The 22005-nt window shown below is 64.6% G+C and carries 17 protein-coding genes; 10 read left to right on the top strand and 7 right to left on the bottom strand.

The annotated features are described in order from the left end of the window. Positions 1 to 7: 7 nt before the first annotated feature. Genes AC1D75_RS13760 through AC1D75_RS13745 form a run of 4 tightly spaced genes read left to right on the top strand, consistent with a single transcriptional unit; the run spans position 8 to position 12495 of the window. The gene (locus AC1D75_RS13760; RefSeq protein WP_495515739.1) at positions 8 to 3088 is read left to right on the top strand and encodes a DUF6603 domain-containing protein; all 3081 of its coding nucleotides are present in this window, start codon (positions 8 to 10) and stop codon (positions 3086 to 3088) included. Continuing rightward, positions 3088 to 6303: a hypothetical protein gene (locus AC1D75_RS13755; protein ID WP_495515738.1), complete on the top strand. Its 3216-nt coding sequence runs from the start codon at positions 3088 to 3090 to the stop codon at positions 6301 to 6303. Before AC1D75_RS13760 ends, AC1D75_RS13755 begins: the two co-directional genes overlap by 1 nt. After that, entirely contained in the window at positions 6303 to 10739 is a 4437-nt protein-coding gene (locus AC1D75_RS13750; RefSeq protein ID WP_495515737.1) for a hypothetical protein, read from the top strand. Before AC1D75_RS13755 ends, AC1D75_RS13750 begins: the two co-directional genes overlap by 1 nt. A 1-nt stretch (position 10740) precedes the next feature. After that, a complete protein-coding gene (locus tag AC1D75_RS13745) occupies positions 10741 to 12495 on the top strand; it encodes a hypothetical protein (protein ID WP_495515736.1) in 1755 nt (584 codons plus the stop codon). 100 nt (positions 12496 to 12595) lie between these two features. Here AC1D75_RS13745 and AC1D75_RS13740 read toward each other — a convergent pair whose 3' ends face one another. Next, entirely contained in the window at positions 12596 to 13120 is a 525-nt protein-coding gene (locus AC1D75_RS13740; protein ID WP_495515735.1) for a hypothetical protein, read from the bottom strand. 66 nt (positions 13121 to 13186) lie between these two features. Here AC1D75_RS13740 and AC1D75_RS13735 point away from each other — a divergent pair, with 66 nt between their 5' ends. Continuing rightward, a complete protein-coding gene (locus AC1D75_RS13735) occupies positions 13187 to 13621 on the top strand; it encodes a MarR family winged helix-turn-helix transcriptional regulator (protein WP_495515734.1) in 435 nt (144 codons plus the stop codon). 180 nt (positions 13622 to 13801) lie between these two features. Here the strand turns inward: AC1D75_RS13735 and AC1D75_RS13730 are convergent, their stop codons facing one another. Then, positions 13802 to 14794 carry an adenosine deaminase gene (locus tag AC1D75_RS13730; RefSeq protein WP_495515733.1) on the bottom strand — a complete coding sequence of 331 codons (993 nt, stop codon included), beginning with the start codon at positions 14792 to 14794 and terminating at the stop codon, positions 13802 to 13804. Positions 14795 to 15056: 262 nt separating this feature from the next. On the opposite strand from AC1D75_RS13730, the gene AC1D75_RS13725 reads away from it, so the two are divergent. Together AC1D75_RS13725 and AC1D75_RS13720 are read left to right on the top strand one after the other, a co-directional pair. Further along, positions 15057 to 15260 (top strand): zinc-ribbon domain-containing protein, encoded by a 204-nt coding sequence (locus AC1D75_RS13725; RefSeq protein ID WP_495515732.1) that lies wholly within the window; start codon positions 15057 to 15059, stop codon positions 15258 to 15260. A 71-nt stretch (positions 15261 to 15331) separates the two neighbouring features. Then, a complete protein-coding gene (locus tag AC1D75_RS13720; protein ID WP_495515731.1) occupies positions 15332 to 15844 on the top strand; it encodes a hypothetical protein in 513 nt (170 codons plus the stop codon). A gap of 222 nt (positions 15845 to 16066) precedes the next feature. Here AC1D75_RS13720 and AC1D75_RS13715 read toward each other — a convergent pair whose 3' ends face one another. After that, complete coding sequence (locus tag AC1D75_RS13715; RefSeq protein ID WP_495515730.1) at positions 16067 to 16213, bottom strand: hypothetical protein; 147 nt, start codon at positions 16211 to 16213, stop codon at positions 16067 to 16069. 145 nt (positions 16214 to 16358) lie between these two features. On the opposite strand from AC1D75_RS13715, the gene AC1D75_RS13710 reads away from it, so the two are divergent. The 3 genes from AC1D75_RS13710 to AC1D75_RS13700 all read left to right on the top strand — a co-directional run bounded on the left by AC1D75_RS13710 (position 16359) and on the right by AC1D75_RS13700 (position 18314). Then, the gene (locus AC1D75_RS13710) at positions 16359 to 16955 is read left to right on the top strand and encodes a TetR/AcrR family transcriptional regulator (protein ID WP_495515729.1); all 597 of its coding nucleotides are present in this window, start codon (positions 16359 to 16361) and stop codon (positions 16953 to 16955) included. A gap of 87 nt (positions 16956 to 17042) precedes the next feature. Continuing rightward, entirely contained in the window at positions 17043 to 17642 is a 600-nt protein-coding gene (locus tag AC1D75_RS13705; protein WP_495515728.1) for a TetR/AcrR family transcriptional regulator, read from the top strand. Positions 17643 to 17714: 72 nt separating this feature from the next. Beyond that, on the top strand, positions 17715 to 18314 hold the full coding sequence (locus AC1D75_RS13700; protein WP_495515727.1) for a hypothetical protein: 600 nt from the start codon (positions 17715 to 17717) through the stop codon (positions 18312 to 18314). A 193-nt stretch (positions 18315 to 18507) separates the two neighbouring features. Here the strand turns inward: AC1D75_RS13700 and AC1D75_RS13695 are convergent, their stop codons facing one another. The 4 genes from AC1D75_RS13695 to AC1D75_RS13680 all read right to left on the bottom strand — a co-directional run bounded on the left by AC1D75_RS13695 (position 18508) and on the right by AC1D75_RS13680 (position 22004). Beyond that, positions 18508 to 19509 (bottom strand): formamidase, encoded by a 1002-nt coding sequence (locus AC1D75_RS13695; protein WP_495515726.1) that lies wholly within the window; start codon positions 19507 to 19509, stop codon positions 18508 to 18510. A gap of 73 nt (positions 19510 to 19582) precedes the next feature. Further along, positions 19583 to 19858 (bottom strand): hypothetical protein, encoded by a 276-nt coding sequence (locus AC1D75_RS13690; protein WP_495515725.1) that lies wholly within the window; start codon positions 19856 to 19858, stop codon positions 19583 to 19585. Further along, the gene (locus AC1D75_RS13685; protein WP_495515724.1) at positions 19855 to 21210 is read right to left on the bottom strand and encodes a cytosine permease; all 1356 of its coding nucleotides are present in this window, start codon (positions 21208 to 21210) and stop codon (positions 19855 to 19857) included. The genes AC1D75_RS13690 and AC1D75_RS13685 overlap by 4 nt, the downstream gene beginning before the upstream one ends. Then, positions 21207 to 22004, bottom strand: a complete 798-nt coding sequence (locus AC1D75_RS13680; protein ID WP_495515723.1) for a 5-oxoprolinase subunit PxpA — start codon at positions 22002 to 22004, stop codon at positions 21207 to 21209. Before AC1D75_RS13680 ends, AC1D75_RS13685 begins: the two co-directional genes overlap by 4 nt. Position 22005 lies beyond the last annotated feature (1 nt).

The raw sequence follows: 22005 nt of genomic DNA, 5'->3' as shown, positions 1-22005 counted from the left end.
GCACGCCATGGAGAAAGTGATCGTTCGCGGCACCGACGGCCAGCTCGCGACGCTGCGTGGGCGATCCGGGGTGAACCTCATCGGCGGGCAATCCGATGACTCTGGCACATGGTTTGTGGTCGCATATCTCGACGACAACGTCCGCGCGGCGCTCACCGCCGAAGGGATGCAGGTGACCCTGCTCGCTGATGCCGCAACCACCGGAACGAAACTCGAGGCCGCTCGGGGTCAGGTCGGCACCGGACCGATACCGGCCGATGTCCGGATCCGAGGCGAGTTCTCTGCCGAGTTACTTCAATCGGCCCTTATTTTCGTTCGAGAGCGGCTGAATGCCTTCGCGATCGACGCACTCGCCTCGGTAGACAGCTTGGCCGCAAAGCTCGGTGCTGCCGGTGGCGGCGCGACCATCGCCGGGGACCATTCCAGTGCACTCCTCTCGATCGACAAGTTCTCCGCAGTCCTCGAAGACGGCCTACTCCACCCGAATCCCAATTTCATCCGCGCCGCGATCGCACCTTTGGCCTCGGCGATCGGTGCACTCGACACCGCTGCCATCAAACTGGGAGGAAATCTCGCGGCCCTCCTGACCGAGACCTTCGCCGTCGCCCTCCCCGGCTCCGGCATTCTCAGCCAACTCGGCCTGCCTGCCGGCCCCGGCGCACTCACCGCAAGCAGCGGCACGCTCGGGTATTCGGTGCGCGCCAACAGCCCCGAGATTGTCGGGATCGGCGCCGACTCGGTGGAACTCGCTGCCGGACTGCGGTTTCGGGGAGCAGCACCGGCGCTCGGTGTGACCGTCACAGTGACCGGGGCGCATATCTCGATTCCGGGCGCAGGTGAACTGCTGTCGGCCATCGGCCTGGCCGGAAGTGGCGTGACCGCCGATATCGCGGTCACGGTCGACAGCACATCCGGCGTCACGATCGGCGGCGCGACGCAGGGACGAATCGCCCTGCCCGCGCGTCCGCAAGCCGGGCCGATCAAAGTCAAAGGGCTCGCACTGGATTTCGGGCGTGACGGGGAACGGCTGGTGTTCGACCTGGTCGCAATGATCCAGGGCAACCTCGGACCACCGCTCCAGCTCACGGTGGACGGGGCCGGACTGCGGTTTGTCATCGACCCCGCGAACCCGCATCCGCTGCAGGATGCGACGGCCAAGCTGCCGACCGGATTCGGTGTTGTGCTCGATGCCGGTCCGGTGCGAGGCGGCGGATACCTCGACATACGCAGCGTCCCCGGACATCCCGACTGGACTCGCTACGGCGGTGCGTTGCAGTTGCGGATAGGTCCGGTGGACGTCAAGGCATTCGGCGTGATCACCGACAAACCCGGCGGATTCTCCATCGTCGTGGTGATGTCGGTGGAAATCAACCCACCCGTCGAACTGGGACTGTTGTTCACGCTCAACGGGGTCGGCGGCATCGTCGGTATCGAGGTGGCTGCCGATACCGAGGCCTTGCGTGCCGGCCTGCGTACCGGCGTGCTGGCCAATCTTCTGTTCCCGAGTGATCCGGTCGGCGCCGCTCCGACAATCCTGGACACCTTGTCCTCGGTCTTCCCGCCCACCAAGGACGGATTCGTGATCGGTCCGATGGTGAAACTCGGTTGGGGCCGCCCGATTTCGTTTGTCACCGCCGAACTGGCGCTGATCCTTTCTCTTCCCGACACGAAGGTCCTGCTCCTTGGTCGTTTGCGGATGGCGATTCCGCTGCCCGAACTGGCGCTGATCGACCTGCGGGCGGAAGTGTACGGCGAGTTCTCGGCAGACCGAATCCTGGTGATCGCCAGCCTGTCCGGATCGCGGATCGGGTTCTTCGGCATCGGCGGTGATGTCGGCCTGCTGCTCCGGTTCGGCGACGACGCAACATTCGCTCTGTCGGCGGGTGGCTTCCACCCACGCTATGACCCGCCCAGCGAGCTGGCATCACTCCAACGTCTCAATGCCGAGCTCTCCCCTCCCGGGCTGCAATTGCGGCTCGAAGCCTATGTGGCGATCACCAGCAATTCGGTGCAGTTCGGCGGGCATCTGCAGGTGGCCATCGCGATCGGCGACACCGGCGTGTTCGGGTATGTCGGACTCGACGCGCTGATCCGGTTCGCTCCCCGATTCGGGTTCCTGGTCGATGTGGAAGCCGGAGTGTGCGTTCGGGTCTTCGGGCTCACCCTGGCGTCGATCGACCTGCACCTGCACCTCGAAGGACCCGGTCCGTGGAAGGCCTGGGGCACCGGAGAGGTGTGTCTGCCGTGGCCGCTGCCCGACGTGAGCCTCGATGTCGGCCCGATCACCTGGGGTGACGACCCGGCCACCGAACCGGCGAAGGTATCGCCGCGCAAGCTCGTTCGCGACGCACTGGCGAAGGAAGCGGCGTGGCGGGCCGCCCCGGCACCCGGTCGGGAGCAACCGGTCCACCTGCACGAACTACCGGCCGGTCCCTCCGACGGTCTTCCGGTCGAACCGTGGTCGCTGCTTCAAGGACTGCAGTCAGCGGTACCGTTGGACACGGACATCGCCCGCGTCGGTGCCAGCCCGGTTGTAGACGGTGAACATCGAATCAGCCTGGGCGAACCGGTTTTCGAAGATGTCAGTGGAGGTGGCGCGATCACCGGGGCGGCCCGGTCACCGGTCGCCGATCGGTTCGCGGCAGGCCAGTATCTCGACCTGTCCGACGACCAGCAGCTGCGCCGGCCCTCATTCGAGCAGTTCCCGGCGGGGCTCAGGATCGATCCGCAGGGTGTGGCCGATCTGGCGGCGGGAGCAGTCGAGGCGGATCTGCGATACGAGACCTCGTATCCGCACCGGCCACGCAAACGGTTCACGACCGAGCTGTACACATTGACCGGCGCCGATGCCGTGCTCGCGGCGTACGCAAGCGCGGCCGGGCACAGTGAATTGCGGGCCGGCGACCGTTACGCCACCCCGTCGCCCGGTCTGCCCATGGCCGGGTCCGATCAGGCAGTCGTTCGCAGCCGCAGCGATCTCACTGCGGTGGCGGGGGTTTCGAGTGCGGTCATGACCTGGACCCATGCTGAAGCGGCGGCGGCCGCCGCCCCGGCATCCCTGCAAGTTGTCGCACTCGGAGGCGCCTGATGGCCGGAAAAATCGTGGCAGACGCCTTCCGCGTGCACCTGCCGATCGAACCCGAACAGCTTGTCTTCGACTCCTACACGCTGCTGCCGCACTACCGCACCGGTATTGCGGCCGCACTGCGCCATCCGTTCAGTCCCACCGCACCTGCCACGGCAAAGGTGGCATTGCGGGTGCCGGTGGTCGCCGCGGCAGGGACTGACAACGCCGAAGTGACGCTGCGCCTGCGTGGTCCGGGCGCCGTGGCGTCGCTGATCGGACGGCAGGTGATCCGGAGGTACCCAGAACCTGGTACCGCCACTGCCGAACCGAGCGACATCGCACACATCGAATTCGATGCGCCCGACCTGCCATGGCAATTCACGCCGGCTGGGCCGGATACGAACGGGCACCTGCCGCCGTGGCTGCGTCTGGTGGTCGTCGATGCGGCAGTCTCCAAGGTCGTCACCACCACGTCGGGTGGGCTTCCGGTGTTGACGACTCCACGTTCCGAACTTCCGCCGACCGGCGAGGCCTGGGCGTGGGCGCACGCGCAGGTGATCGGCAAAATCGCTGCGGCACAAACCATTGCACAACGTCTCGCACCGGCCACCCCATTGGCAAATCTGTCCCGCCTTGTCGCCCCGCGTCAGTTACCGGCATTCCGGAACTGGATCGCCTGTGTGGTGCCGACTTTCAAGGTCGGCGCGCAGGCGGGGCTCGGCAATGAACCCACTGAACAAACGCTGGCGTACGCCTGGGGCGACGGCGCGGGTGGTGTGGTCACACTGCCGGTCTACGACCATTGGACCTTCTCGACGGGCCCGAACGGTGACTTCGAAACCCTCGCCGAACGATTGTGGCCGGTGATGGCGACAGGCTCGGTCGGCGAGCGCCGCGTCGATGCCACTCACCCCGGAAACGGCATTCCTGTTGTCCCCGCCGATGCGGAAGGCGGCGACCGGCGGGTCCGGGGCGCGCTCACCCGGCCCAACGCGCCCAACTCCGACGGCAAGCACTGGCCGACCGGCACCACCGACCACCTGCGCCACCAACTCGAAGCCGCCGCCGAGCACAAGTTCGGCGCCCCCGCCGCTGACGACCCAGCTGTTGGTCCCCCGATCTACGCGGGCGCGCACACCGCACGCTCGCGGGTCCCGGACGCACCGGCGTCCTGGTTTCGCGATCTCAACCTCGACCCGGCCGACCGCATCGTGGCGGGCCTGGGCACCCGTGTCGTTCAGATGGATCAGGAATCCCTGATGGCCAGTGCGTGGGCGCAGGTGGCCGGGGTCGAGGACGCGAACCGCGCGCTGCGGTTGGCCCAATTCGCCCGCTACACAGCCCAATCGCTGCACCGTCGCCACCTCGGCGGCTTCGACGCGGCAAACCTGCTCGCCGTGACGCAGCGGGTGTCGAGCCGGATTCTGGCTGAACCGGGCACAACGCTGAGCGCGCACATCGAGGCGAGTGTGCTGCCCAGCGGCGCGGTGGCCGGGACCTTGCGGCGACTCGCGGCACCACGCGGCAAGATCACCCGGTTCGTGCGGTCGCCCGACGGCGAATTGCCCGCGGTATCCCGTGCGCGGGCAGTGCGCCGCCTGGTCACCGACGATGACGGCAACGCCCGCAATTGGGTCCGCACCTATGCCGATCCCGACGGAGTGACTGACCTGCACCCCGCCGGTCTGGAACTCCTCCCTCCCGGTCTCGGCGACCTGGTCGCCGCCGGGTTGGCCGAACCCGCCCTCCCCGACGCGCTGACCGCCGCCGCCGACGACGGATCACTGTCGGACCTGCTCGAAGGCAACCCACCCGACATCGCCCGAGATGTCGTGGCCACCATGCTCGATGCCCTGCTCACCGCACTCCCGACCCGCGACGAGATTGAGCAGGACCGTGATGCGGCCGCCGGTGTCGGCGACATCCAGCGGCGGCTGTTCGCAGTTCTCGACGTCGGGCAACGATTCGGCCAGACCGACTGGCTCGTGCAAGCATCGACTGCTGCCCGCACCGGCATCGGACGTTCGGTGGATGACGGTTTGGCCCTGGTCACTGTCAACGAGGTGGAGTCCTACGCCCGCGCGGTGGCGGAATGGGCCCGCGAGGCCGGTTTCCCGGTTGAAGTCGCCGCCGACCCCGCGGTGATCGACGTGCTGCTCGTCGCCATCCGCCACAGTGAGCCGCGTGGCCTCGCCGACGACTACCGGTTGTTGTCCGACGGCCTGACCCGTCCCGGCGGATTGCGCGACATCGACCGCAGCAACTTCGCCGTGGGCAGCCTCGACCTGCTGGGCAAGCTCGACCCGAAGGAAACACTCACGCGACGCGTACTCGCCCGGCTACCTGCGCCCAACCTCTGGCCGCCGTGGCTACCGCGAGACTGGTTCGGGGACAAAAGAATCGAACAGGTGCTGGCCGCACCACGCTTCGACCACCCGATGTATGAGGCGCTCGACCGGTATGACCGGGAATGGTTGATGCCAGGTGTTGGCGCGATGAAACCGCACGAGATGGTGACACTGCTACAGACCAACGCCCGCTTTGCCGAGGCATTCTTGGTCGGCGCCAACACCGAATTCGCTCGCGAACTGGTGTGGCGGGGGTACCCGACCGACGGGCGCGCGACGTCCTTCTACTCGTTCTGGACGCCAGCAGCCGAACTTCAGGCTCCCGTCCACGCCCTGGACGACCAGTCGCTCGGCGAGCACATCGACGAAAAGTTCGCCGGCGCACTCGTTCTGCTCGTGCGCGGCGAACTGATCCGGCGGTATCCGAATGTCCTCGCGCATGCCGTCAAGCAGACAGCTGATGCCGATCCGCCCACGGTGTTCGCCAAGGATCCGGCGAAGACGCTGTTCCGCCTCCACCTCGACCCCGACCTGCTGCTCATCGGTTTCGATCTCAAAGCAGCCGATGTGGCCGCGCCGCCACCCGGGAAGGCCGGCGCCTACTGGTTCACTCTCAGCGAGCACATCGGTGAGCCACGATTCGGGCTCGACGAAGTGGACGAACCGGCCGCCAAACATCCCGACGGGGCCTTGGTGAAACGCGACGACCTGCAATGGGGCGATCTCAGGCAAGACGCCAACGGGAACCTGCTCACCACCACACCCCGGGTGAAGATCGACGTGACTGGCGGCTACCGGCCCGATGCGGCGTTCCTGGCATGGTTGCTGTTCCAGCAACCATCGCGGGCGGCGTTCGCGGCCACCGACATCATGGACAAGGTGCGCTGATGGACAACTGGGAAGCCGTGGATCCGGCCGTACCAATGCTGTTGCTGCCAGTGCGAATCGAAACCCGTTCAACGCCGGATCGCACCGCGCTGCGCGTACGGATCTATCCCGACGACATCCATGTCGACATGCTCGATACCGCAGTGAACCCCGACGAACGCGTGGCAGGCGTCCGCTACTGGCAAGAACGCTGGCCCGTCGATCGACCGGTCGAGGCCTCCGACCCGTGGACCGGACTGGTCGGTGCAATCGGTGCGCGGCGGGCGGCCTGGGTCGCGGCGGCCCTGACGCCGGTGAATCTCGCTGCCCGGCCGGACGATCCGCCGGAGTTCCCGGATGTCCCCGATGCGCCGGACGTCAACGGTGTGTGGGCGCGGTTGCTGCCGGACTGTTTTCGCGTCGTGGTTGATCAAGCCGGTGTCCGGACGTCGACTCCCGGCGCACCGATCGCACGCGAAGGCCTCGCGCTGGGCCCCGGATTGGATCTGCGAAAGCCCGGCGCGACAGAGAAGCTCGGTGCGATGGTCGACAGCCTGCGGGGGCAACCGGGCATCGAGCCGGATCCCGACATCGCTTGGCTCACCGACTACGACGCCGCCGAAGCCGCAGGTATGGCCGTGACGGTGCCGCTGACCGATCCGTTCGCGCGCATCGACCGGCTGTACGTGATCGGTGTACGTGCTGCAGAATCACCCGAGACGACGGCCGACGAGCTCGCACATCTGTTGCGTGCACACGCATTCGGCGACGGACTCGCGTTTGTCGCACCGGGGACGGTCACCAACAACACCGCCTCCTCGAAGTCGGCATGGAGTCGTGCTGCCCGGACGCCGGGTGAACCACCGATCGGCGTCGCGACGCCGGATCCGGCGGCCAACGCCCAGGTGCTGGCCACCGCGTTCGGCATCAGTCCCACCGACCTGATCGGACTCGATGACGCGAACCGCACCGACCAGGCGACGGCGGCGGCGTTTGCCACCGCGCTGTGGCCGATCACGTGGGGAACATTCCTCGACAAATCCCTGACCCCGAATGCGGCAGGCGGCGCGGTACCCGCGGCAGCGCGCGAAACCGTGCGTGAGCATGCAGCCGCGCATGTGCGGGGGCTCGGTCCGCTGCCGACGATGCGAATCGGCAAGCAGCCCTATGGAATTCTTCCCGCCACCACACACGGGGCGGGGTGGAAGCCCCGAGCAGGCGACTACATCGACCAGTCGCTGGCTACGCTGCTGTCACGAATCCGGCCGCTGTGGACGCAGGCCGCTCACTCGGTGCCGACGGTGACCTCGGGCGATCTCGAGAAGGACCTACCGCACATCCTCGGTCACACACCGCTCTCGCGCGGCCTACGAGTGCGTAGCGCCGTCGACGCGCAGACGGCCAAACCGATCACGCCCAACCTCGGGACCGCAGCCAACGCGGCGGCGCAACATGCGGTCACCGTGGCCATCGAGACTCTTATCGGCACCACCCCCGGTGTTTTTGTGCCGCCCGACCTACTCGGGAAATCCACCCGCAACCTGGCGTTGCCGATGGCACATGACAGCGACGCCGACTTCTGTTCAGCGATCCTGCGGATAGAACAGCTCCCCGAGGTACACAGTGTCCTGCAGGCACTACTCGGACTCGCCGAGGCAAAATCCCGTCACGAGGTAGAAGAGTTTTTCGAGCGGGAACGGCTGCAGCAGTTACAGATCCGGCTGGGTGCCGCCCAAGATTTTGTCAGCCAAGACGCGATCGACCTGGGACTTGCTGCTCTACAACGCCTCTCGGATCGGTCCTGGGATGAGCGTGAGCTCTACCGGGATGCTGCGTCTGCCCTGGAAAGTTACGTCGGCCCGTTCGAGCCGACACGGTTCGCGGCCCGCTTCCCGATCGTCTCGCTGCGCCCGCACCTCACGGAGGCCATCGGCGATGTCATCGAAGGTGTGCGTGCAGCGGCCGCAGCACTTCGGGCTGCCCAGCGGTTCAGCGAAATTCGCGCTGCCATCACGACCATTGCCGGGATCGAGAGCATCACCGACCGTACGCTGTTCCTGTCCGGCACCCTTGACTGCACCTCGCACCGACTCGACGCCTGGCTGACTTCCCTGGCCGCTCGTCGGCTCACTGCCGCCCGCACGAGTGGGGTCCGGGGAATCGTCGTCGGCGCCTACGGCTGGGCCGACGGATTCGACTTGGCGCCGCCGGTTGATGTCGACGTACCCGGCCTGGAGGGACCGGTGTTCCAGGCATCGCGCGACGGCGGCCACATCCTTGCCCCGAGCCCTGCCCACGCGGCAACGGCCGCCGTACTGCGCGGCGCGCATCTCACCCACGATCCCGGAGACACGGGCCGTTCGGCATTGAACATCGACCTGTCCAGTACCCGGACGCGCGCAGCGATGTCGGTGCTCGACGGAATTCGGTCCGGTCAACCGATGGGGGCACTGCTCGGGTATCGGTTGGAGCAATGGCTACACATCCGGACGCCGGAGGGTCACGCACTGGATCGGTTCATCTATTGCCTGCGATCGCTTGCACCGATTGTCGCCGCGAAGGCGACCGACCGGGCTCCCGCGGGTACCCCGGTCCCGGAATCGCTGGAGTCGATCGCCGCCTCCGAGGTGACCGATGGGCTCCGCCTGCTGGAACTGTTTCGGGCCGACCCGGATTCGGTACTCGCCCGGCTCAACACACCTCCCGCCGCTTACAAGAACTACATCGTGAACTGGGCACTCCCGACTCCCGACGAGATCGCAGCGGTGAGCGCCGCGATCGAGCGGCTCGACCGATTGCACGACGCGATCGCCGACCTGCTGCTCGCCGAGTCGGTGCATCAACTCGTGCTCGGGTCTGCGCCGCGGGCGGCCGCCGCGATGGATGCACTCTCCGGCGATGGCATGCCCCCGATCCCCGATGTCGTGAAGACACCGCGCTCGGGTGTCGGCCTGACACATCGAATCCTTGTGGGGGTGCCCGATGGTGCTGTTAGCGTTGTCGATGGCTGGGCGGTCGCGGCCCGCGCAAAAGCCCACCCCGCCTGGGAGATGTGGGCCCGCGAAGGGTTCGGGCGAGCCGATCTGATCGTGCTCGGGCCCGGAATCACCCTCGCGGACGCACACCTCTGTGCCCTCGACTTCCTTGTCGCAGCAGGCAACAACCCTGCACCGTTCTGGGCACTTCTTCGTCGGCGCCTACCCGGTCTCGCTGTCGAGCCCGAACCGGTCCGTCCGGCCGGACTCCCCGCGAACGCCCTGATCTTCACGGAGGCATGGTCGCTCGCCGGTTCGCTCCGGAATCTGATCGTGGGAACCCGCGCCCTCGGGCCCGAGGACCTGGTGCCACCCGGGGAGGCCGGATCGACGAGCACCACACAACGTCGGACCATTGATCTCGCCGACCTTCATACGCGCGCCGAGGCCGCGGTGACCGCGCTCGGGGCGCTCATCGACGCCGTTGAAGAACCCATCGCCCGAGTGGACGCCTTCGCCCTGTTCGGACTGGGTATGTCTGGTGACCCGACAATTCTGCCGGACAACGAACTCGCGGCACACATAGCTGGGTTGAACGCCGGAGCGCAACGACGGTTCGCGGCGGCCGATGCACTGCTCACCGCATTCAACGGAGAGCCACCAGAAGATGATGCCCGAGCGCAGGCCGCGCTGGCCGAAGTGATCTCGCAGGTATTCGACGACAAGCTGCCGGTATTGCCGGTGATCGAGCAGGGCCCCGACCCGGTTGCAGTGAGCCTCGCCGCCGGAGTCCGTGTGCTGCAGGAGAATCGTGAGGTATCCGACGGCCGAGACGTGCGGCCCTGGCTCACCCGGATCGCCCGGGTGCGACCCGCAGTGGCCCGCTACACCGAGACCTTGCTCCTACGAGAAGCATTGGGGCAGCGGGTACCGCTGCGCGTGGGACAACTACCGGACGGCGCCTTCGGCACCTGGATCGGCCTCCCGTTCGGCAAAGATACTCTGCCTCCGGATGTTTCAGTGACCGGGTTTGTTGTCGAGACGACTGCGGATGCGGTACCGGGACGGCTTGCCGGGTTTGTCGTCGACGAATGGACCGACGTGGTGCCCGGACGAGTATCCGTGCGCGACCAGGCCACCGGAGAGCCGACCGGTGCGCTGCAGGAAGTCGGCACCGCCGGACTCGCGGTCAATGCCAACGGCCCCAACGCCCGTGCGCCGCAAGTCCTGTTGCTCGCGGTGAGTCCGGACGACGCGCCGTGGTCGCCGGAAAAGGTGATCGATCTGCTGCGCGATACCTACGCGCTCGCACAGGAGCGCGCGGTCACCCTGGAACGGCTTCCGCTGGCCGGCCGGCTGCTTCCGGCCGCCTACGTGCAGGACTGGTCGCTGCAGGGCGAACCGGTGCTGGACGTCGCCCGGCTGGTGATGAACGCGGGCGTCAAAGAAGCCATACTGACCCACGTCGCAGAAAAGAGCTGAGATGGCCGATCTGATCGCAACGAAGGCCTGGACCGCGACGATGGCGCCGCTGCTTCTGCGACCACCATCCTGGACTCGGCTCGAACCGCAGTCATTCTCGGGTGATCCCGGGCCGGGTTTGTCTGCGGCCGTGAGTGATCCGCTGTGGTTGTTGACGCGACAGTGGCAGTTCGGCGAGTTCGCGGGCGAGGATGCGGGAACCCCGCTGGCCGTACGCGTGGACGCGACAATTGCACCGGTGACGCGGTGGCAACCCGGCGATTGGACGGCAACCGAACCACAAGCCGTGCGGGACCTGACCAACGAACCGCTGGACGTGTCGGTCGAACGCGAGCCGATCGCCGGCCGCCCGGGCCTGCGAGTTCTTGCCCAAGCAGGTGCAGCCCTGCTCACCGCCCTGCGCGACGCCGGGCTGTCCGCAAGCGCCGACAGTCTGATTCGTGAGGCGCCCCTGCCGTTCGGTGACAAGACGGGTCCCGGCTGGACCGGCCCCGACCTCCTCCTGCGTGGACGGGCCGTCGACGCCGAAATTGCCGCCGTCGCACTCGAACAAGCAAGTCCGAACCTGCCCGCCTGGCTCGACGGACCGCAGCGCACGGAGATCCTCGAGGTCACCAACCGATGGCGGCAGTGGTACCGCAGCGAGATCGCACCCTCCACCGACGCGTCGTCCTGGGTCGGCCGTCGACTCGAACACCGTTACAGCGTGGGCATTTCGACCGGTACAGCCCTGCGCGCCCCGGAAGCCGCCGGCGGCGCCGCCGACTGGTGGACATTTGACAGCGACCCCACCGACCTCGGCCCACGCACCGACCCACAGTCGTTCACCCACCGCTCGGTGGCAATTCCACTGCGGTTCCCTGGCATGCCCGCCGACCGATTCTGGGAATTCGAAGACGCCCAGATCGACATCGGCGCACTCGAATCCGACCCGCACGACCTGGCCCGCCTGCTCGTCGCCGAATGCGCACTCATTTTCGGCTGCGACTGGCTCGTCGTTCCGATCGACCTGCCCACCCGGTCGCTGGCCACAGTCACAACAGTGACCTACCGCAACACCTTTGGCGAAACGTATCTCGCGGCGAACGCGCCGGACCGCGATCGGATCCTTCCCGAGGATCCATGGCGGATGTTCACGATCACCGGACCGGACAAGGCTTGGGAGAACCGCAGCGGTACACCCGGGTTCGACGGTCTGTTCGTCCCCCCCGCCTCGATCAGCTGCCTAGAGGGGCCGGCTGTCGAAGAGGTCCTTTTCCTGCGTGACGAAGCCGCCAACCTGGTCTGGGGTGTAGAGCGGATCGTCGAAGATCTCGCGGGCGACCCCCACCTCCGAGAAGCCGACCACCATACCGTCGAACCCCCTCTCTCCGGGCGTATCCCCGATGCCGAACTCGACTATCTGCTGCAGACGTCGGTCCCCGAATGGTGGATTCCTTATGTCGCCCGCATCGAAGTCGACGGACCGGTCCGACTGGCCCTTGTTCGTTCCGCGCTGCTGCGATTCGGTGAAGGTCTACCGCCCGATGGTGTGCCGATACGCGGAATCGGTCGTCTGCTCAACGAACCCGGTCACGCTGTACTCGATGATGCCGAGGTGCCCCGCGAAGGTGTTCGAGTACAGCGGGTGCCCGTGCTTGCACGGCGGTCCGACGGGTCCTATGACAATTGGACTGCTCGCCGAGTCTCTGTGGGGCGCGGCGAAGGGCGCAGTGGGCTCGAATACGACTCGGCCACTCCACGACGAAATGTATGACCCTCGGAAACCTGACACGACTTCCGCTCGCGAAATCGCAAGTGCGTAGATACTGGGCAACGTCCCTGCCGACTGCCCAGTGAGCTATGCGCCCAAGGGTTTACAGGGTCCTCGTGGCGTACATCGTTTCTTCCAGCTGCCACGTGTGTCCGTCGTCCACCGAAACCTCGCCAGTCCATGTGAACGAGCGCGCGGTGATTTCAGTGAATCGCCAACGCAGTAGCGGATCTTCATCGCGACTGATGAGTTCGATGCTGCCGCCGCCGCCGTTGTGTCCGATGAACTTTCGCACTCGCGAGTTGATTGGCTCCACCCAGGTGGATCGCCATGCATCGATCGCTGGATCGTAGAACCGGATCGTGGAACCGTGGAACGCACGGACACCTCCCGTCATCGCTGTCGCCCCGGTTCTGGGCACGATCCATACATCCTGAATCGCTCGACCGCCCAGCACCCAGCCGAAGTGCAACTCCCCGTCGAGTGTGTCCAGCTCAGTTGCCGCCGAGACCCACCGCAAGTGCCACGAGCCGATAAATTGCCCGAACGTTTGCAGCTTGTCAGCGAGATCCTCATCGGGTGCAGGCGCATGCAGGTTCGTTCTCAACGCTTCCGCATTGGTCAACATGCTGACAGGCTGTCATGGCAGCAACAGATTGTCAGCCCATTGACATAATTTGTGTACCATCGCCATGTGGACAGGGCCGAGATGTACCGACTTTTGCTCGCCGACGTCTACGAATTAGCTGGTACATCTCGTCGTACCAGCGAGTCGATCGCGCGGGGCGCGAACCAGACAGTTGCCCGGTGGCATGCCTTGAGCGTGTTATCCGAACCAGCCACCGCGGCCACCGCGGCCCGGCGTCTGGGACTGTCTCGCCAGAGCGTGCACCGGGTCTGCAGTGGCCTGATCCGAGACGGTCTCGTGGAGACCGTGGACAATCCCGACCACCAGACTTCGCCGCTCCTGCAACTCACCCCCGAAGGTCACCTGGTGCTTGAAGAATTGGTCGAGCGGGCAGACACCGATCGGGCGCGTCTCCTTGACCGCGCCGCTATCACGGCCGAACAACTCGCCAGTGCACGCACAGTGATCCAGGCTGCAATTTCGGCTCTCAACGAAACCTGAGATCACCGACCCAGCCAGCCGCACTAGCAGTGCAAGGTCATGGAATAGATATCGCGTAAGTGTCTGTACTTCAACACATTTCGTAGACACCGAAATTATCGACCCGACTGGGCAACGCGCGCACGCGATGGCATCGATCCTTCGATGCCAACGGTGAGCGGACCCACTAGCCGATTGCGCTCAGAGCGTCTGCGCCGCGACCGATATTTCTGCCAGGAGCTCGGCTTTGCGGGCATCGTCCGCGAACGAACCTGTGACCGAGTTTCTCGCCAATGTCACAAGATCTTCGGGATTCAGGTCGAGCGCGTCGCGGACCCCGTTCAGGTTGTCGTCGACGTACCCCCCGAAATAGGCGGGATCGTCAGAGTTGACGGACACATTGAGACCCTTGCGAAGCATCGTTCGCAGCGGATGGTCAGACAGCTGATCAATCACTTTTAGGCTGACATTCGACAGCGGACACGCGGTCAACGGAACACGGTCCTCCACCAGGCGTTTGACGAGCCTCTCATCCTCAAGGCACCTGATGCCATGGTCGATGCGTTCGACACCGAGCAGGTCCAAAGCCTCCCAGATGTACGCCGGCGGGCCCTCTTCACCCGCATGCGCGACGAGGTGCAGACCTTCGGCACGCGCCTTCGCGTACACATCCACGAACTTTGACGGCGGGTATCCGACCTCCGCGGAGTCGAGTCCGATCCCGAGCATCGGAGTTCCGAGCGCAAGCACGTCGTCGAGTACGGTCATGGCCGACGCCGCACTATGGTCACGCAGCATCGAAACGATCAGGCCGGTGCTGACACCGTGATTTTCAATGGAGCTACTGAGCGCCGAGGTGACTCCCTCCATCACTTCTTCGAGTGCAACACCCCGAACCAGGTGGGCCTGTGGGTCAAGGAACACCTCCGCATGTCGTACACCGGCGAGCGCTGCTCGCGCCAGGTAGGCATTCGTCATCTCGGCGAAATCGGCCGCGGTCCGCAACGTCGACATGTTGGCGTAATACAGATCAAGAAATGACTGCAGATCCGCAAACTGGAACCGGCTCCTCAGTTCATCGACGTCGGCGTAGGGCAGGGTGATCTTGTTTCGTTCGGCGAGACTGAAGATGGTCTCGGGCTCGAGGGTTCCCTCGAGGTGGAGGTGAAGTTCGGCGACCGGTAGGGACGTCATTTGCGGTCCAATCATGTTGTGCACGTGTCGAAGTGGCTCAGTGAGCGAAGTCCAGGGCGTTCGGTCATCGCATTCCTACTCGGACCCGACGAACGGTCCACACTACCATTCGTGGTGTCGCCGGCCGGCCGGCCGGCTCGCACATGGACTGTTCCCCGATACGTCGCCTACTAACACGACGAATTCTGTCGAAAGGGGCGTTCTCGCCCTGTCAGCGTCACGGGGCACTCGGCGGCCCAGACGGGGCCTCTATGCTGGCCTTGTGTTCTTCATCGTCGGATACGGCATCAAGCGGCAACACCTCGGCCCGGGTCAAACCCGAACGTGCCCGCACTGCCACAACACCACGCAATGGACACGCATCCAGCAATTCAAACAATTCACGCTGTTTTTTCTTCCGATCGCACGTTGGAAGCGTCGTCAACTCGAGCAATGTGGCATCTGCGGCACCATCACCGAGGTTTGAGCGCCTGGCCCGCGCTCTGCACGACCGACAGAGTCGAACGCGTACACGACGCTCTCCTGTACAACTTGACCATGACAAGCCGCCGCGTATTCCCGCTCGCGCGCATCACGGGCCATGTCGCGTGGTGGATCTTTGTGGTCGCAACACTGTTCGCCGGCGGCATCAGCTGGACGGGCGCAAGCAATCGCTTGAACGGCAGCTTTATTGACGCCTCTTTCACCGCGCGATCAAGTCGGTGGACCGCCTACACCCCGCTGACCGACACGCCGGTGGGCATTGCCAACTTCAGCGCTTCGGCGCCATATGACCGATGGACCGATCCGGAGTTCTGGTCGATGGTTGCGTTTGTTGTGGTGCTCATCGCCGCTGTGGCCGAAGCAATTTCGGCTCGTCGGTTGCTACCGGGGCTAGTTACGGTAGCCGCCCCGTGTGTGGCGTTGGGGCTACTGCTGCTGGCTACCCCAGGCATCCTCGACAGCGTCGAACTCGACACCATGTCCGCGATGGGTGTTGTGCTGGTCGCGATCGCGGCCCGAGAAGTATGGGCACGCCAATTCGCGCCCCGCCCACCGCTACCCGACTGAACGAGTTGTCTCAAGCTTCATCTGGCAGGGGCATCTCAACTCGATAGACGAATGACCGTCGGATAGTCGATTGCGGCCCAGAAATTTACGTCACCACCGAAGGATCGCAGTTCTGGTCAAATGTCCAGGCATCGGTAAGCTTGCGCGATGGATCTGGTCACGCTTGTTCTGGCGTCACCTCGGGGGCGTTCTTTCTGCGCCGCCGTCGCGTACTTGTGCAGCTCAGATCACCGAGTTGCGGCCAGACGCCGACCCCAGACTGCCGCGGACGTTCGCGAAGTCATCGAGGCGGTTGATCTTCAAGCGATCCCCAAACTGTCCGAACTCGAGTTGATCGAGGCTCTGGAGTTCGCCGCGAACTGCGCTCACTACTGGCAAGAACCAGACGATGAAGATGTGATCTTCGCCCGCCCGGAAATAACTGCCGCTCTACGCCCGGTAGCCGCCACTGTCTTGGCCGCGGCGCATACCGCTTGATGGGGGGATGCTCCCCACTTAGTCAAGGAGTGCTGTCATGGCCGCTGCGCAGGGTGCTGCCCCGAAGTCGCCCTGTCCCATGCGCGCCGATGCCCGGCGAAACCGCGACGCCATCCTCAACGCCGCCCGCGAAACATTCGATGACGAGGGTGTTCTCGCATGTCTCGATGGCATAGCCCTGCGCGCCGGTGTGGGCAATGCAACGCTCTATCGCAACTTCCCCACCCGCGATGATCTGCTCGCGGCCGTCATGGAGACGAACACGGAAGCAGCGCTCAACGAGGCAGAGGAGCTGTCTCGATCGTCCACTCCACGCGAGGCACTTGCCGAATGGCTGTTCCGTCTGACGTGGCAGATGCGCATCTGGCACGACCTGCCGTACTGCATTTCCACAGCCCGCGAAGACCCGTCATCATCGATGAACACGGCCTGCAATCCCCTATTCACCCAGACAAGCACCCTTCTCGATGCAACGAAATCCGCCGGCGATGCGGTCGAGTCCATCACTGCGGACGAGGTGTTCGAGTTGATCACCGCACTGTCATGGGGTGTGGATCGCTTCCGTGACGACACCGAAGCCGCACGCCGCCGCGTTGCCATTGCGACAGCGGGCATCTTCACCCGACCTGGATAGTGGCGATGTTGCCTAACTGGGCCGGTGCGTAACGTGTGTTACGGTCACACATAACGCATGTTACGTATCACCGGGACGGGATCATCTATGACCGACGGGCCGACACAAGCTGTAGTCGACCGGATCTCCGCCGCTGTGTGGGCTGTGGCGGCCGACTGCGGCTTGGAGAACGTTTCGCTGCGTGCGGTCGCTGTCCGCGCAGACTGCACCACCGGCCTGATTATGCACCACTTCGGTTCGCGCACAGACGTTCTGGTTCACGCCTGTCGGACGATGTACAGCCGCGTCGTCACACGCGCCGACGCAATCCAGGGAGGCCGCAAGCCGAGCATCGACGTGCTTGTGGACGTCCTATCGGCCGTGCTGCCACTGGATCACGACCGGGTCGACGAGGTCCGCGTGTGGGCAGGCTTCGCCGCGACCGCCCTGGCGGAGCCGCAACTCAAAGAGGTCCACATCAACCACCACCGCCAGTGGGTCACGCGTATCACCGGCCTGGTCCAGGACCTGCGTTCAGACGCCACCGAAACTGACGTCGAAGATATCGCGAAGTCGCTGTCCGCCACAGTCAATGGACTCGCCTTGACGGCCATCCTGGACACCGAGACATATCCGCCGCGAACGCAGCTACGCCTACTCACAATGTGTGCCGCCGAGGCGCTCAACTCGCTGACAACAACGGACTGATCCACATCCGAAAAACCCGGCGAAGCAGAACCATTCCGCGTTTCACCCTCCGATCGAAAAACGAGTTCACCGATGATTGACCCCCACTTCGTCCTGTTCGGCGCGCTGCTGAGCCTGGTCGGCTGTTCCTTCTACATCCGCGCAGTGCTGACAGGCTCGGCCAGTCCGAACAGGGTCTCGTGGTTCCTCTGGGCTGCAATGCCCGTCATCGCTTTCCTCGCGCAGATCGACGAAGGTGTCGGACTATCCTCAGTCCTCACCCTGTCCGTCGGCCTGGGACCGGCGTTCGTCTTTGCCTCGTCATTTGTCAACCGGGAAAGCTACTGGCGCATCACGACGTTGGACGTAGTCTGCGGCGCGATCTCGGTGGCCGCCATCGCGGCATGGCTCCTACTGGACAGCGCCACGATGGCTCTCGTCATGGTCGTGATCGCAGATTCTGTCGCCGCACTGCCGACCATCGTGAAGAGCTGGAGGTCACCTCACACCGAGAGGTCGGACTACTACGTGCTCGCCGGACTGAACGGAGCGATCGCGTTGCTGACTCTGGACTCGTGGCGCATTGTCGACTGGCTGTTCCCCGTCTACGTTGTCGCCGTGACCACCACCATCGCTGCCACCATCGCGATCCGGCGCCGAGCGAACGCCACTCCGGTTGCTGTCACCAACTGACCGGCCCCGGGAGCACTCGCGGCAACAACACGATCAAAGGCGACCGGTCACCGTGGACCGAAGACTTCTACTCGTTCCACATCACATCCCCCGCTGCCGAGTGAATAGACCCTCGAGGAGGTGAGAGACAGAATCGGATAGTCCAGCGGCACACGCACCGAAGGCTGCTCGAGCTATTTCGGGATCGAAATGCTCACCGCGCCCGTACTTTCTGCGGCGTCTCCCACCCCGCGCCGGTCCCGTCCACGTGCTGCACGTCGGCTTCCCATGGCAACCGGTACTCGCCCGCTACGAGATCCTGCATGAACGTGTAGGGACAATCTGTGGCCCCGCCGTCGACTGCTGTGTAACCGCGGTGCCCGAGTTGGTAAATGTTGTTCTCGACACCCCAACCCCGGCGCGCCTCATCTGCTCGGGCGGGGACGACCTCGGCGGTGACGACACGATCTGGCGATCCGTCACCCCGCACCAGCACGGTGCCATCGATGTCACACACCATCGCCTCACCCTGCGACCAGATGTTGTTCTCGTCCGGGCCGGCGAGCGCCACCGAGGCCGTATAGGCGAGGTTGTGAAAGGCATTGCTCTGATTGGTGATTCGCCATGACTGCTGAATCGGGTAGGTGTATCCCGCCGTGCGCAGGATGACGTTGGCGTCCTTGTACGCTGCCTCCCGGGCCATCTCGGGCAACATTCCGTCGTGGCAGATGATGAGCGCGATCCGGGAACCGGACGGGCCGTCGCAGACCGGGATCCCTAGATCTCCGGGCGCCCATGGCTCGGCGGGCACCCACGGATGCATCTTCCGGTAGTAGAGAACCTCCTCGCCCTTGTCGTCGACGATGATGCCGCTGTTCCACGGCGCACCGGACGGGTTGCGTTCCATGATCGAAAAACACCCCCAGACCCCGGCCTCACGGCAGGCATCGGCGAGCAGCGCCATCTCGGGTCCGTCTCGGTCACAGAGCATCTCGTTGTCGAGCCAGGTGTCCGGGTCAAGACCGTTGATGCTGTACTCCGGCATCACGACCAGGTCGAGCGTCGGCATGCCCTTCTTCGCACCCTTGACGACACTGGCGAGTCGTTCGGCGGTCGTCTTCAGGTCTGCCGGGGTCTTGATGATCGGCACCCGGGCCTGCACCAGTCCCAGGACCAGCGCCCCGGGCGTCGGATTGAGTCCATCGAGTCCACTCATGGTTGTTAGTTCCTTACTGTCGCGGTGGAGAGCGACGACAGTTGTGGCCATCGCCCTCCGAATGGTCTGACACTCACGAAAGTTGCAGCAGTATCGCCCAGATGCGGGCATCTGCGCGGTGGTCAGCCTTCGGCGGACCATGGACTAGCGCAGCATCGACCGCAACGGCCTGGGCGCGAGCGGCGTCGTCGGTGCGTTCGACAAACGCGTGCAGATGATCGTCGAGCCTATTCATCTGTGCAAGTGCGGCTTCGGTGATCTCGACAGCGGTCACCGACCGGGAACGGACCGCTGCCGAGACCGCGGTGGCCGTCATTCGGGTCAGGTCGACGTCGGCCGGGAGCGTCATACAGCGACCTCGATCTCCGCCGCGACATCGTCATTCACCTTGGCAGGAGCAGCCGTCGGCACGAACTTGTCGATGATCAGATAAGCAATTGCGGCACAGACCATTCCGACGATCGCTTCGCTGAACTGCGGAGCCCAGTGATGCACGGCGTAGGCGCAAACGGCGCCGATGATCCACGCCGCGAAGGGTTGTACGCGGAACGCGGTGATGCCCCGTGTGGCGGCCCGGCGGGTGATGAGCTGATCCACGATCAGCACCGCACCGATCGACGGCACGAAGATGCCGAGCAGATTGAGCCAGGTCGAGAAGTGACTCCACACACCAGCCAAAGCGATGACCAGGCCGATTGCGCCGAGGATGAGCGTGAGCACCCGCATTTTCGAACCGGTGAGCTGGCTCCACCCCACTGCGCCGTTGTACAGGCAGTGTGAGCACACCGAACCGAGGTTGACGAACACGAAGAACACCGCGAGCGCAGTCAGGAAAGCGCCATGATCGACGAGGATGGGCATGAAGTCGCCACCGTCGGTTGCCGGGTTGAGTGCTCCCCCCGCGGCCACGATCACCGCCCCGGTCACCATCGCGATGAGGTTGGCGACCGGAAAGGCGCTGAAGGTGGCGATCACGGCTTCTCTGCCGCCGCGTGACCACCGCGTGAAGTCCGCCGCCATGGTGCCCGAGTCGATGAAGGTGGCCACGACGATCGTCACTGCCGCACCGATCGAGAGAACGGTCGCGTCACTGGCACCGCCCTCATAGGAGGTGATCGCACCCCACCCGTTGCTCCGGGCTACCAGGACGATCGACACGACGCCTAGTGCGATGAACAGTGGTGCGGCAATCATGCCGATGACGGTCAATGCGCGGATCCCGATGAAGGTCACACCGATGTACAGCAGCCCGCCGATCAACGCGACCAACGTTTCATTCCAGCCCAGCGAGGTGTTCAGGGTGGCGCCAGTCAAGCCGGTCTGGAAAGCGAACCAGCCGATGACGACGGTCGCGAGAAAGCCGGTGACAATCTTGGATCCGTGATGCCCGAACGTCTCAGCAGCGCTGAGTGCGAAGTTCTTCCCGGTTTTGCCTGCGATGAATGACAGTGCGCCGACGTATCCGAACAGGACGAGGTTGCCGATGATAATCGCCGCGATGCCCTTCCAGAACCCGAGGCCATAGACGATGGTGCCACCGAAGATGGCACAGGTGAGGACCATTGGGAACCCGAACCACACCGCGGAGACCGACAGCGTCGATCGACGGTGCGAGTCAGGAACTGGCGAGTTCTCGAACTCTGAGTCGAGATGCAGTGTGCCGTGGTCGGGCTCTGCATTGGATTTGGCGGAGGTTGTCATGAAGCACCTTCTGGCATGGTTGCCGGCAACTGTGAATGTGCCGTGATGGATTCCCTGGGCACCGATGACGAGGGAGAAGTGAATGAGTAGCCCCCATCGACGAGGGCTGTTCGCAATTCAGCGAGTAGTGTTGGCGCGCTAGGTGAGTCGCTGTGTACGCATACCGATCGGATGCCATGATCGCTTGGCCTGGCCAGTTGCGCCAGCGTGCGGGCGATCACTTGATCGACACCACCTATGCGATCAGCGGTGCGTTCGTACATCTGCACCTGGCCATCGCGATAGGGCCGGTCTGCGAAAGTCTCGCTGACCGTACCCAGACCGAGTTCTGCCGCCCGGAACTGCAATTCGGAACCGGGCAGCACATAGACGAGCAGTGACGGATTGAGTTCGGTAATCGCAGCGCACACCGCATCGGCCAGATGCGGATCACGATTGACCATCATGTAAAGCGACCCATGGAGTTTCACATGCTGCATGGTGCAGCCGCGGACCCGGACAAACGAGTCCAGCGCACCGACCTGGTACAGGCACAGGTCGTACGCCTCCTGAGGTGTCGTCGGGATCTCGCGACGCCCGAACCCGATTCGATCCGGGAGACCGACATGGGCACCGATCGCAACTCCATGGCCTGCTGCCAGATCAACACTTCGCCGCATGACCGCGGGGTCGCCGCCGTGAGCACCGCACGCGATGTTCGCCGAGGTGATCATGGGCATCATCTCGGTGTCGGCGCCGTAGTCGTAGACGCCGAAACTCTCACCGAGGTCACAGTTGAGGTCGAGGAGCGGCATT

Source organism: Williamsia sp. Y712 (assembly GCF_059445525.1).
Note: the sequence above shows the minus strand (reverse complement) of the source record. Positions and strands in the feature narration are given on the sequence as shown.

Coding starts and splice junctions, on each gene's coding strand:
- AC1D75_RS13720 (WP_495515731.1), top strand. CDS start 15,332: ATGACAAGCCGCCGCGTATTCCCGCTCGCGCGCATCACGGGCCATGTC.
- AC1D75_RS13685 (WP_495515724.1), bottom strand. CDS start 21,210: ATGACAACCTCCGCCAAATCCAATGCAGAGCCCGACCACGGCACACTG.
- AC1D75_RS13695 (WP_495515726.1), bottom strand. CDS start 19,509: ATGAGTGGACTCGATGGACTCAATCCGACGCCCGGGGCGCTGGTCCTG.
- AC1D75_RS13755 (WP_495515738.1), top strand. CDS start 3,088: ATGGCCGGAAAAATCGTGGCAGACGCCTTCCGCGTGCACCTGCCGATC.
- AC1D75_RS13690 (WP_495515725.1), bottom strand. CDS start 19,858: ATGACGCTCCCGGCCGACGTCGACCTGACCCGAATGACGGCCACCGCG.
- AC1D75_RS13680 (WP_495515723.1), bottom strand. CDS start 22,004: ATGCCGCTCCTCGACCTCAACTGTGACCTCGGTGAGAGTTTCGGCGTC.
- AC1D75_RS13730 (WP_495515733.1), bottom strand. CDS start 14,794: ATGACGTCCCTACCGGTCGCCGAACTTCACCTCCACCTCGAGGGAACC.
- AC1D75_RS13760 (WP_495515739.1), top strand. CDS start 8: ATGGAGAAAGTGATCGTTCGCGGCACCGACGGCCAGCTCGCGACGCTG.
- AC1D75_RS13700 (WP_495515727.1), top strand. CDS start 17,715: ATGATTGACCCCCACTTCGTCCTGTTCGGCGCGCTGCTGAGCCTGGTC.
- AC1D75_RS13750 (WP_495515737.1), top strand. CDS start 6,303: ATGGACAACTGGGAAGCCGTGGATCCGGCCGTACCAATGCTGTTGCTG.
- AC1D75_RS13745 (WP_495515736.1), top strand. CDS start 10,741: ATGGCCGATCTGATCGCAACGAAGGCCTGGACCGCGACGATGGCGCCG.
- AC1D75_RS13740 (WP_495515735.1), bottom strand. CDS start 13,120: ATGTTGACCAATGCGGAAGCGTTGAGAACGAACCTGCATGCGCCTGCA.
- AC1D75_RS13710 (WP_495515729.1), top strand. CDS start 16,359: ATGGCCGCTGCGCAGGGTGCTGCCCCGAAGTCGCCCTGTCCCATGCGC.
- AC1D75_RS13705 (WP_495515728.1), top strand. CDS start 17,043: ATGACCGACGGGCCGACACAAGCTGTAGTCGACCGGATCTCCGCCGCT.